Here is an 11,796-nt window from a genome sequence, read left to right on the forward strand (position 1 = left end):
CTAACAGAATCGTTGCTTCAGCAGAGCGAGCTACGTGTTTCCGGAGTGGGTACTCTACATCCATTGTCTATTCTATTTTTCAGCTCTTTACTTGTCCTCTTATTCTATCCCTCTTTCGGCAGAGTGACAAAAGAGGGGTAAGCAAGAAACCCGGTTTCTAGGTTGAATTGTAGAGGCAGGTTCACCCATATCTCTCGTTTCCCACCAATAACCTTGGTGAACTTGCCCTCAAACGTTCGCGGGAGTGGGGGCGGGTTTAGGAAATTGATGGTGTTTTTCCTAGATTTTGGTAAACCCGCCCCTACTGACCTTGTTTAATTTTGCATTTTTAAATTTTTAATTGATTATGGATGCGTCTTTCATTTTACCGAGAAGCCGGGTTTCTGGAAGAAACCCGGCTTCTAATTCCCCGTTATATCATCACCAACTTAATCTTGAATCTCAACTGTTTCCTTCTTTGTTCCACGCCATAATGAGTTATCCCCTAACATAACAAAAATGATGAATTATTGTATCCTGTTGGAGTCCTGGCACAATTGGGCGGGTCAAGGAAAAATGGTGGCAGTTGATTATACCCTGGCTTGTGGTGTGCGGGGGAGGAAGGGAAGGGCAACCCTACCCGTGGCTCAAGGTCTGGCCAGCTAGGGATGGCGATCGCACGGTAAAATGGAAAGCGGACTTCAACTCAACTCTAAAATTTTCAATAGTATTAACCGTTTTCAAATCATCTTTACTGTAGATTCTATAAATAATCGGAGTTGACCGCCCCCCCAATTCAGTTGAGGTAAAGAATGTGGATGAACTAAGAGCAGTCCTAGAACTAGCCACAGAAGAAGAGTTACAGCAGTTAACCCATCTGCTATTTCAGCGTAAACTAAACCCCCTAGATTATGTGTATACCCCCGATCCGATCGCGGTTCAAAGTCAACATCGCCAACAGTGGATTGATACCATAGAAGAGCGCTTCCAATTCTTAGCTGCTGATGGCTTCACGGTTTTACGGGGACAAACCCAAACGATTACCTATCGCCAAGTCCTCCTTCAAGTCTGTCGCTATCTCAAACTGCCCTATTCTCAGGAACTCTCCACTACAGAATTAGAAGCCGAAATCTTTTTACACCTGATTCGTCGCTCCTGGAAAAAGCTACCAGCCGAACAAAAACGGGGCTTAAAAGAGCGTATCCGGAAAGCCCTTGCAAAAGCGGATTTTGCCGAACCCCTACCTTTATCGACCCAGAAAGACCCGATCGCTGTGTTTCTCAAAGGGGGATGTGCCTTAGCCGTCAATTCTGTGATTCGGCCTCTGTTAGTGCAAAAACTAGCCCAACAATTTGCGCTCCATTTTGCTGCCTACCAAGCCGCGAAACAAGCTTTGGTGCGCGGGGGAGCAATCGCCGCGACTAAGATCCAATCCCAAATTATTCTGCAAAAAGCCACCCTCGGTATGGCGACTAATGCCGCTCGCTACGGAGCAGCCAGAACCCTGTTTGCCGTCCTAGGACCGACCCTGTGGGCCTGGTTTTTCGCCGATCTGGGCTGGCGAGCGATCTCCACCAACTACAGCCGTATCATTCCCATGATCTTTGCCCTTGCCCAAATTCGACTCACCCGCTCCACCGCTTGGGAAATGGCATGACCTCTGCATCTAACCAAAGACCCTGGTTTTGCCTGCAAGGTTGGTTGGCAACCTTCGTTTTTAGCCCCTTATTCGGATTACTCTTGGGGCTAGTCTTCTTCTTTGACATGGGACGCGATCGGGGAGAAACTGCCCTACGTCGCCCCCTCACCCAAGCCTCGATCATTTTTGCTTTAGGCTTAATCTTGACGTGCTTACTAGCAGAATTTCCAGGGGAAGCAGCCCTCGGTTTAGCTCATTTTCTGCCCTTTATCCTGTTGTTGGTTAGCCTCGGAGAGCTGATCGGCACATCAGGTCATCTGCGCCGAATGGCTACCTGGGTCGTCTTTTCTTCTCTCCCAGTCGCCATCATTGGCTTAGGGCAACGGTTTTGGGGATGGTCAGGGCCTATCCGATGGCTGGGTATTGTTATTGACTGGCCCCTAACGGCGGGCGGTATCCCCCCCGGTCGCATTTCTTCCATATTTGGCTATGCTAATGATTTAGCTGCCTATCTCGTGGTCGTTTCGATACTCGCTTTAGGATTATTGCTAGAGAAACGACCCAAAAAACGCTGGTTTTGGATCGGTTTAGGAGTGACCACCGTTTTAGATGGCATTACCTTATTTCTGACCCATTCACGCAATGCCTGGGCGATCGCCGCCTTAGCCGTTTTAGCCTATGCTCTCTATTGGGGATGGCGCATGTTAGTCGCCGCAGTGATGGCGGTCTGTGGACTCATCCTGTGGTCAGCTTTTGGGATCGATCCATCTCGCCAATGGGTGCGGATGGTAGTCCCTGCCTATATTTGGGCTAGGCTCACCGATGAGATGTTTCCCGATCGCCCCCTAGCCCAACTGCGATCGACCCAATGGCAATTTGCGATCGACTTAATGCATCAACGCCCTTTGGTTGGTTGGGGACTGCGGAGTTTCTCCCCACTCTATGAAACCCAAATGAACTATTGGATCGGTCATCCCCACAATTTACCCTTAATGTTCCTGGCGGAAATGGGTATTCCTCTAACCATTTGGTTCTTCTGTTTAGTTACTTGGATCTTAGCCAAAGCAACCCATCTCCTCTCCCGATTGCCCCATCAAACCGAAGGCGCAATTTTATTCAGTTATCTTCTTGCTTTCGCCGGAATTAGCCTCTTTCATCTTTTAGATATTACCCTGTTCGACTCTCGCATTAATTTCCTCGGCTGGTGGCTCTTGGGGTCAATTTTAGGATTAGTGTATAGCACGGGGTACAGAGAATAAGAACTAGAAATTTGAACTTTGAGAAAAGCGATCGATGATTCAAGCTAAAGCCGAACCCAAAGTATACAGTTTTGATCAATTTATAAGTTGGTATCCTGAAAACTCAGAAGTCCGATACGAATTGCATGATGGAGTGATTATCGAAATGCCCAAGCCCAACGGGAAACACTCTGATTTAACAGGTTCCCTGATCGAGCAACTCTTGATCGCGATTCGGCAGATGGGCAAAGGAGGGATTTGGACAATTCCGAGAGAATCCATTGTCAAACCCACAGGGGACAAATTAGGTTATGAACCGGACATCATTGTTTTGAACAAAGACATTATGGGTGCGGAATCTCGGTGGGAAAGCGAATCTATTATTCAACATCCTGATTCAGTCAAATTAATTGTTGAAGTCGTTTCCACGAATTGGCGCGATGATTACTACAATAAACTGCGAGATTATGAGGAAATGAGTATCGAAGAATATTGGATTATTGATTATGCCGCCTTGGGGCCGAGAAAGCTGATCGGCAATCCTAAGCAACCCACATTTTTTGTTTGTAGCCTGGTTGATGGGGAATATCAGATGACTCCCTTTACTGAAGATACTCCCATTGTTTCTCCCACTTTTTCCCAGTTCAATTTATCTGCACAGGAGATTTTTAACCTAGTTTAACTAAGAGACTGTACCCTCGAACCGAAATCAACTCATTCAAATGACTTTTTTCCACAAAGATAAAGACTTAGCCCATCTGGGATATCAGATCCTGGATAATACTTGGACAGCTTTTCCCCAACTGAGCCAAGATCAAGTGGCGCTCACTTGGATAGTTTATGACCCTCCTATTTGGGTAAATACAGGAGGAGCGCTATCGGCTGAAGAGTTCTGGAAACACCCGGTGAGGGGATTTGAATATCGAGGAAAACAGGCGATCGCCCCTGCACATTTGGTCACCCTGTTTTATTTAGTCGCTATCTATGAGTGGTTGGAAACGGGTATGGCTCTTCCTAGTGCAGAATTGGAACGAGCCATCCAAGATATGATCCGCGATCGCAATCCTGATGCCACCAGTTTAGTCCTTGACGTGTTAACTGGAACGACAAGCGGGCCAGAGTTTTCCGGCGGTCCCTTTGAAACCTGGAAGTCCCAACGTAATATTGTCAATCGCTATTTTCAGTCCTTGGGATGGCCAGAATTAGAGTCTATTAATGTAAACCAAAAGAATTGGACGTATGGAGCTTATGGGCGCGATCGCCTATTTTTAGGCCCTCAGATGGAAAACCAAAATCGCTTCACCACCAATGCCACCGCTCGCCTACTACATAGTATTATCGGTGGCGTAGCCGTTTCCTCCCAAGCCTCCCAGGAAATGATGGCCTTGATGCGCCAGACAATTGACCCTAATCTAGACTCTATCCTCGGTTTCTTGGGTCAAGGTCTACCGCCAACCGCTACTCTATGGTCAAAATCGGGCTTAATGGGAACGCTGCGCCATGAAAGCGCCTATATTGAAATGGGGGATAATCTCCGGCCCTACTTACTGGTCATTTTTACTGAACAAAGCCAAAATATTCACCTCCTGCCCTTTATTTCCCAGCAAGTGGTAGCCGCCATGGGCAATCTAGCTTAAGATATCCCTGGAGCGAGTATCCGTTTCATCGAGGAGTGACATTAATTATCATGGTTTTAAGGCGTATTAATTTATATTTATTGCTTAATCTGGCGGGTATTTTGGCGATCTCGTCAGCGATGTGGAGCATTATCTCCCCCCAACCCACATCAGCCCAAACTCTAGGGGAAAATCCGACTAAATCTCAAGGGTATGCGCCCCTAGAAGCTCCCTATATAGCCCCAGAAATTCCCGTAACCCCCACTGCCATTAGTCCAGAAGCCTTTGAAGCTACCCTCGATACGGTACGCACCCAAACCCTTCCCCCCCCTAGCTTCACCTCCCCTCAACACGTGAAAGCTACCTCTAACTATGAAGTCCCAGGACAAGGGAGTACCAATGCCCAAGGACTCGGAGAAACTAACGTTTCTGGACAATTCGCCCAAGCTCCAGAAGGTCAGAATAGCTACTCAGTTGAACGTCGGCGGTACGAACGTGCCCAATACTATAACGGCTTTAGCTATATCGGTTTAGGGGGAACCATTGGCTTTCATGGTAAATCTTCTCTCGGTAGTTCTGGAGGTACCTTGTTAACGCGGGTTGCCTTTACCGAAAATTTTTCCTTCCGTCCCTCGGTAATTATTGGGGATGGTACGAGCATCACGATTCCCTTTACCTATGACATTCCCTTCAGTCGCGAACCCTACGCTCCACCCGTCACTCTCTTCATCGGCGGTGGATTTGGTTTAGACCTCAAAAATGGTACTCATGGGCCCTTAATTACCACTGGCATCGATGTGCCCTTTAGCAATAACTTTACATTTAATGCCACCTTAAATACTGGCTTTTGGGATGTGCGTGCTGTCGATTGGGGCTTAACCTTAGGAGTTGGGTATAACTTCCCCGGTTTGTTCTTCCGCTAATCAATAGGCATAAGAATCGCTTATGTTCCTGCCCACTTTGCCTGCCACTCATTACTCAACAAATTCGAGGTAACTGTTCACCACTAAGCCAATCCAGAATCCGATTGGCACCAATTTGGCTTTTTAGACTCACGAAACCAGAAGATCCAGAAACTGCGGGTTCACCCACTTCTCCAATCACCCATCCCCCAGTCTCTACTTCTGAAGTTTCCCTTAACACGGATAGCGCTAAGTCCACATCAGACTGGGGAATAAAAGCTACAAATCGCCCCTCATTGGCAACATAAAGAGGATCAAAACCCAGAATTTCACAGGCTCCACGCACATCCTCCCGAACTGGAATTAAGGATTCATCAATCTGCAAATTCAAGCCTGAACTAAGGGCAATTTCATTTAAGGTGCTAGCTAATCCTCCTCTGGTTAAATCCCGCAAACAATGAATGTTAACTCCTGCTTTAAGTAATTTCAGCACTTGCCTGGCCACAGGAGCCGAATCACTCTCAATGGTAGTTTCAAATTCCAAACCTTCCCGCACAGCCATGATAGCGATCCCATGTCGGCCTAAATCCCCATTAATGATGATGGCATCTTGCGATCGCACCTGTTGGGGAGAAATCTGGCTTGGTGACTCAATCACCCCTACACCAGAGGTGTTAATAAACATCCCATCTCCTTTTCCTCGATCGACGACCTTAGTATCACCGGTAATGATCTGTACTCCTGCCTTCTGTGCAGCTGCTTGCATCGATCGCACGATGTGCCAGAGAGTCTCCATAGATAACCCTTCCTCCAAGATAAACCCTGCACTCAGATACAAAGGTCTTGCTCCAGCCATAGCTAAATCATTGACTGTTCCATAAACCGCCATTGAGCCAATATTGCCCCCCGGAAAGATCAAGGGATTAACGACATAGGAATCTGTAGTAAAGGCTAGGCGATCGCCCTTAACTGCAAATACACTAGCATCATGGGAAACATCAGGACGGCCGAAAACGGGTAAAAACATCTGCTCAATAAGCTGATGCATCAGTTTTCCACCCCCTCCGTGGGCTAAGAGTACCTGGGGATATTGTTGAATAGGAATAGGACAAGAGAGGGAAAAATCCGGCGAAGCAGCCATGTTCATAATTATGATAGGAATGCAATTAGATAACCTGGAACTGCGACTGATTTCTAAGCGTCTTCTCATTGAGATGTTCCAGTATCAGGTAAATTTGAACTATACCTAAGTTAAATTACCTTATCTTATTACCCTCAATGTTTAGCACATGATGGTTCCTGGGACAAAGATTAAGATAGATAGAAAAGAAATTCACTTATCCAGTGAAGACTTTACTTGTCATCCTATCCCAGAGTAGAGAAATAGACCTAACTGTTTGCCTAAAGGAGATGTATTCACGCTATGGACTTTAAACGCTTTCCTTCCCCCCTAAGATTTCTGACCGTTATGCTCGCTCCTCTTCTCTTCACTCCAGGGGCGATCGCCCTAGAATTTCCTGATACCAGTGGAGGGGGCGCTCCCAGAGGAGGAAGTGTTGGGGGAGGAGTGAGAGGATCTTCAACTTGTATCATTCCTCAAAATGGACTCTCCTTAATGGCTCTAAGACCAATTGAACCCGACAATTATGTAGGTCAAACGGCTAGTGATACCCCCACCATGTTCTTTTATGTGCCTAAAACTGAAGCAGAATTGGCGGAATTTGTTTTAATTGATCGGCAAGGCAATGATGTCTATACGGAGAAATTAGAACTCTCCAAAGATGGAGGTTTAGTCAAGGTAACGATGAATTTACCTGAAGCAATGGGCAATTCAACCGAATATACCTGGCTATTTGCCCTAATTTGTAATCCTAGCGATCGCACTATTGATGAATCCATTCAAGGACAGATTCAGTATGTTACCTTAGATCCAACGGTAATGGCCGATTTAGAAAAAGCTCAAGCTCAAGACGACCTACTCAAACAAGCTGAAGTACTGGCCGATGCAAAAATTTGGTACGATAGTGTAGCGATCGCTGCTCAATTAAGGGATCTCGATACCCAACCTTGGGAAAGCCTCTTAAAATCCGTTGGCCTTGATAAGTTAACCCAAACGCCAATGCTTTTCTTAGAAAGAATTACCGGAAATCCTTAGTATCATTAGGTATTGTAGGGTGCAGATTAACAGACAGCTTAACTGAAGACTACTGTAACCCTGGGCTCTATGTGGCAAACAATTAAAGATTGGTTATGGCAACAGCGAGGGGTATGGATCGCCACCCCTTCAGTGGCTCTATTTGTCATTTTTTTGCGGCTAATGGGCACATTGCAAGGAGGAGAATGGGCCCTATTTGATCTGTATATGCGTTGGCGACCTCTAGAACCTAGCGATGAGCGCATTGTCATTGTCGGTATTAATGAAGCTGATGTACACGCGATCGGCCAAGCCATTATTCCCGATCAGATTTATGCCGATCTGCTCCAGAAGCTAATTGCCATGGAACCTAGGGCTATTGGTTTGGATATTTACCGGGATTTACCCGTTGAACCTGGCCATAAAGCCCTAGTTGATATTTTTGAGAATACTAATTATTTGATTGGGATTCAAAAGGCCGTAGGAGATGACGATCGCGATCGCGTTGATCCACCTCCAGCCCTAAAAGCCAAAAATCAGGTAGGAGCTAACGATTTATTGCCCGATGCTGATAGTAAGGTACGTCGGGCTTTAGTGTCTCTCGATACCCCAGAAGGGGAAACGATTTATGGTTTGCCTCTTTATCTAGCCTTACTCTATCTCAAACCAGAAGGGGTTTCTCCTGAAACTGTAGCTAACCGGACGTGGCGGTTAGGGAAAACCATCTTTTCTCCCCTAGAACCGAATGTGGGTGCATATCTAGGTGAAGCTGAGGGGGGATATCAGTTAATGCTTAATTATCACGGCCCCAGTGAGTCTTTTGAGACGGTTTCCCTGATGGATGTTCTAGAAGATAGAGTACCCGCAGATTGGGCGAGCGATCGCATCGTTTTAATTGGTGCAGTGGGAGAGTCCTTTCAAGACATCTTTCCCACACCCTATACCATTACTCCCTCCCAACGGATGGCAGGAGTGGAAATTCACGCTAATATTACCAGTCTGATCCTGAGTTCGGCCCTAGAAGGACGACCCCTAATTCAAAGTTGGAATGAGATGGGGGAGAATCTGTGGATTCTATTCTGGGCCTGGGTTGGAGCTGTGTTAACCTGGAGATTACGCCACAGTGCAAGCCTGAACTCATCAACCATTCGTAAGGCGATCGCCCCTATTGCCACTATACCCTTGTTAATCGCCACCACCTATGGAGCCTTTTTAATCGGATGGTGGTTACCTATACTACCCCCAATCATGAGTTTAGTTGGCTCGTTTGTTGCTATTACTACCTATATTGCCCGTAGTGCCGGAGATATCCGTAAAACCTTTGGCCGCTATCTGAGTCAGGAAATTGTTTCTACCTTATTAGAGCATCCAGAAGGCTTAAAGTTAGGCGGTGAACGACGCAAAATTACGATTCTCACCTCTGATCTACGAGGGTTTACCGCTCTGTCTGAGCGCCTCTCTCCAGAAGAAGTAATTAAAATCCTCAATTTTTATCTGGGCTATATGGCTGATGTGATTACCGAATATCAGGGAACCATTGATGAGTTTATGGGGGATGGGATTTTAGTCCTATTTGGCGCTCCCATTCCCCGTGAAGATGACCCTCAAAGAGCGATCGCCTGTGCCGTCGCCATGCAACTCGCCATGAAACAGGTTAATATACAGATGAAAAAATGGGGACTATCTTCCCTAGAAATGGGAGTTGGCATTAATACCGGTGAGGTGGTGGTCGGTAATATTGGTTCTGAGAAACGGACTAAATATGGCGTAGTCGGCTCTCAAGTGAATTTAACCTATCGTATTGAATCCTATACCACGGCTGGTCAGGTTTTAGTGTCTGAATCTACCTTAGTCGAAGCTGGCCCAGAGGTTAAAATCAATGGGGAGAAACAAGTGACCCCCAAGGGAGTAAAAACTCCGATTACTATCTATGATATAGGCGGTATTGGTGGCCCCTATCATCTTGATTTACCTAAAGAAGAAGAGAATTTCTTTCGCTTATCCCAAGCCCTTCCCCTTCAGTATGCAGTGTTAGAAGGTAAAAATATTAGCGATCGGGTCAATCAGGGCCAGTTGATTGCCCTCTCGGAAAAGGGCGCAATCATTCTTGTAACTCCAGAGTTGGCCAATCAAATTCCTTCCGGGTTAACCAACTTAAAAATTAATTTCTTTAAGGATGCTCAACCAGAAAACCGTGAAGATGTTTATGCCAAAGTACTAGACAACCATCGATCTAAGGATCAATTCTCCATCCTATTTACGTCCAAACCCCCTCCTGTGGAAGCCAAGTTAAAGCACTTATACGAGGAGATCTCTAAAAGCGCTTAAGTGACCTACCACAGACAGCTCTCAAACTGTCACACACCCTAGAAACAACTTGCGGATGTCCTTCGACTGAGGAGGTACTGGAGAACAGAACGTCTCTCTTGTACACTGCTTAAATTAAGTCTAATCAGTCGCAAAACTTATGAAAAAATCACTGCTCTCTCGTTTCGCTGCTATTGCTACCACTACTGTAGTTGGGATGACCACTTGGGTATCTACTGCTCGTGCCTTTTTCGATCATAGCGAAGTTCAACAAGATAATTTTATCGCGATCGCTGCACCACGAGGTACAACTGCCCACCAATTGCTCATTTTGGAACAAAAATCTAACTCCCGTCAATGTTGGAGTGAAAGTGGCCAAAGTCCCACCATTGTTAATCCTCTTTTACTCAATTTTGACTTTACCGGTATTTGTGGTCGAAGTACCGATAGTAATGGATTTTCCATCCGAGTTGACAATCAAGATCTGGCCCTCCAGTACAGTCTAAGAATTGTCAATCGTAATAATGATTTAGTCTTAGTTGGATCATCCAATACTCCAGGAGGAGCAGAAATAGAAATTGGTCGAGCCTATGGTGCAACTTCTGATTTTGCCAAAATTTATCTTAACCCTGGTTGGCGCTTTGCGAAACGCTCCTATCAAGGTCAAACTCTGGGCCATGTTTACCTTCTCAACGATCAACAATTGAGTTCCTTGATTGGGACATCTCCCAACCCAGTTGATCCTAATCCAGTCGATCCCAATCCCATTGATCCTAATCCTCCCGCACCTACTACTCCCAGCTTTAAAGATATTGCGAATGATATTTATGCCAGCGAAATCAATGAAGCAGTCGATATCGGTTTTATTTCTGGCTTTGCTGAGGATAGTACTTTCCGTCCCCAAAATCCTCTCACACGCGAACAATTAGTATCTATGGTTTTAGAATCCCTCAAAACTATTCCTGGCACTAATGTCAATATTCCTACGAGTATTTCCACGACCCCCTATCCTGATGTCACTTCCTCTCGATGGAGTGCCGCCAAAATCCAATGGGCAAAAGACCACAATATTGTTAGTGGCTACACAGATGGTACATTCAAACCAGCTCAATCAGTCACCCGTGCAGAATTAATGGCAGTTCAACGCCGTGCAGCGGAGTTTGCCCGTAAAACCAGTGGTTTGAATCCCGAGATCCAAGGCAAACAAAATCCGCAATCATTTAGTGATGTTGATAATCATTGGGCCTCTGATTTAATTACCCAAATGTCTACCTATTGCTCTGTGGCTTCCCCCTTAAATGAATCGGGTAATCAGTTTATGCCCAACGATAACGCTCGCCGAAACTATGCAGCAGCCGCAACCTTGAGGATGCTCAATTGTGTGAAATCGGATATTCCTACCGCTTCTGCTCAGTAACCTCTGTACTTCTAAAGATGGTCGACATAATTGAGGAGGGAGCAGAACAAGCGTCCTCCTCAATTATGTCGCTTCGACTAACCATTTTGACAACTACAGAGGAAGACTTCCTGACTCATCCCCTCATTAGCCTAGCATTCAGCACCGTAGGACAGTTCTGAAAAGAGCTGATTAAGCATTTGGACTTATTTCGATTTCAGGAGACACTCAAATCTCCTCACTAATTTTTATCAATCCCAAATTTTCAAAATCTTGTCAAGGCTTACCCTACATAGGCTGTAGCGTTTGAGGTCAAAAGGATTTGAGAATTTTGCAAAAAAGGGGTTGACAAGCCCTAGGAGGATTGGTTATATTCGTATTTGTGCTTGAGAGGGCAGCAGCGCAGAGCTGACTCCCCACTGAAGCCGCCGAACCTAGAAAATTCTATAGTTTGAAAGCCTAAGCTAAATGAGTTAGACCCTCGTTAGTTAATCAACTGAAGCAAGACTCCTTTAGGAGGAAAGCTAAAGTTAATCAAGATGATAAGGGAAAGAAGCGAAAGTTTCAATCCCCAAAGCCAAAAAA

At 45.7% G+C, this 11,796-nt stretch carries 10 protein-coding genes; 9 read left to right on the forward strand and 1 reads right to left on the reverse strand.

Features of this window, described 5'->3' with window-relative positions; genetic code table 11:
• Positions 1-498 precede the first annotated feature (498 nt).
• The 6 genes from J7545_RS18115 (at position 499) to J7545_RS18140 (ending at position 5,395) form a co-directional block, all read left to right on the forward strand.
• Positions 499-645 (forward strand): hypothetical protein, encoded by a 147-nt coding sequence (locus J7545_RS18115; protein ID WP_318698928.1) that lies wholly within the window; start codon positions 499-501, stop codon positions 643-645.
• A 148-nt stretch (positions 646-793) separates the two neighbouring features.
• Positions 794-1,636, forward strand: coding sequence for a hypothetical protein (locus J7545_RS18120; protein ID WP_318698929.1), 843 nt, complete (start codon positions 794-796; stop codon positions 1,634-1,636).
• Positions 1,633-2,877 carry an O-antigen ligase family protein gene (locus J7545_RS18125; protein WP_318698930.1) on the forward strand — a complete coding sequence of 415 codons (1,245 nt, stop codon included), beginning with the start codon at positions 1,633-1,635 and terminating at the stop codon, positions 2,875-2,877. The genes J7545_RS18120 and J7545_RS18125 overlap by 4 nt, the downstream gene beginning before the upstream one ends.
• A gap of 34 nt (positions 2,878-2,911) precedes the next feature.
• A complete protein-coding gene (locus J7545_RS18130; protein WP_318698931.1) occupies positions 2,912-3,538 on the forward strand; it encodes a Uma2 family endonuclease in 627 nt (208 codons plus the stop codon).
• A 40-nt stretch (positions 3,539-3,578) separates the two neighbouring features.
• Positions 3,579-4,493, forward strand: coding sequence for a serine hydrolase (locus J7545_RS18135; RefSeq protein ID WP_318698932.1), 915 nt, complete (start codon positions 3,579-3,581; stop codon positions 4,491-4,493).
• 50 nt (positions 4,494-4,543) lie between these two features.
• Complete coding sequence (locus J7545_RS18140; RefSeq protein WP_318698933.1) at positions 4,544-5,395, forward strand: hypothetical protein; 852 nt, start codon at positions 4,544-4,546, stop codon at positions 5,393-5,395.
• 55 nt (positions 5,396-5,450) lie between these two features.
• Here the strand turns inward: J7545_RS18140 and hypE are convergent, their stop codons facing one another.
• On the reverse strand, positions 5,451-6,515 hold the full coding sequence (gene hypE / locus J7545_RS18145) for a hydrogenase expression/formation protein HypE (RefSeq protein WP_413038613.1): 1,065 nt from the start codon (positions 6,513-6,515) through the stop codon (positions 5,451-5,453).
• Between the two features lie 327 nt (positions 6,516-6,842).
• On the opposite strand from hypE, the gene J7545_RS18150 reads away from it, so the two are divergent.
• The 3 genes from J7545_RS18150 to J7545_RS18160 all read left to right on the forward strand — a co-directional run bounded on the left by J7545_RS18150 (position 6,843) and on the right by J7545_RS18160 (position 11,232).
• On the forward strand, positions 6,843-7,529 hold the full coding sequence (locus J7545_RS18150; RefSeq protein WP_318719950.1) for a DUF928 domain-containing protein: 687 nt from the start codon (positions 6,843-6,845) through the stop codon (positions 7,527-7,529).
• A 69-nt stretch (positions 7,530-7,598) separates the two neighbouring features.
• Complete coding sequence (locus J7545_RS18155) at positions 7,599-9,836, forward strand: adenylate/guanylate cyclase domain-containing protein (RefSeq protein WP_318698936.1); 2,238 nt, start codon at positions 7,599-7,601, stop codon at positions 9,834-9,836.
• A gap of 139 nt (positions 9,837-9,975) precedes the next feature.
• A complete protein-coding gene (locus J7545_RS18160; protein WP_318698937.1) occupies positions 9,976-11,232 on the forward strand; it encodes a DUF3747 domain-containing protein in 1,257 nt (418 codons plus the stop codon).
• Positions 11,233-11,796 lie beyond the last annotated feature (564 nt).

The organism is Roseofilum sp. SBFL (assembly GCF_017746885.1).
Lineage (GTDB): Bacteria > Cyanobacteriota > Cyanobacteriia > Cyanobacteriales > Desertifilaceae > Roseofilum.

Excerpts from the sequence above, each read along its gene's own strand:
- J7545_RS18115 (WP_318698928.1), top strand. The coding sequence starts at position 499 with ATGATGAATTATTGTATCCTGTTGGAGTCCTGGCACAATTGGGCGGGT.
- J7545_RS18125 (WP_318698930.1), top strand. The coding sequence starts at position 1,633 with ATGACCTCTGCATCTAACCAAAGACCCTGGTTTTGCCTGCAAGGTTGG.
- J7545_RS18130 (WP_318698931.1), top strand. The coding sequence starts at position 2,912 with ATGATTCAAGCTAAAGCCGAACCCAAAGTATACAGTTTTGATCAATTT.
- J7545_RS18135 (WP_318698932.1), top strand. The coding sequence starts at position 3,579 with ATGACTTTTTTCCACAAAGATAAAGACTTAGCCCATCTGGGATATCAG.
- J7545_RS18140 (WP_318698933.1), top strand. The coding sequence starts at position 4,544 with ATGGTTTTAAGGCGTATTAATTTATATTTATTGCTTAATCTGGCGGGT.
- hypE (WP_413038613.1), bottom strand. The coding sequence starts at position 6,515 with ATGGCTGCTTCGCCGGATTTTTCCCTCTCTTGTCCTATTCCTATTCAA.
- J7545_RS18150 (WP_318719950.1), top strand. The coding sequence starts at position 6,843 with ATGCTCGCTCCTCTTCTCTTCACTCCAGGGGCGATCGCCCTAGAATTT.
- J7545_RS18155 (WP_318698936.1), top strand. The coding sequence starts at position 7,599 with ATGTGGCAAACAATTAAAGATTGGTTATGGCAACAGCGAGGGGTATGG.
- J7545_RS18160 (WP_318698937.1), top strand. The coding sequence starts at position 9,976 with ATGAAAAAATCACTGCTCTCTCGTTTCGCTGCTATTGCTACCACTACT.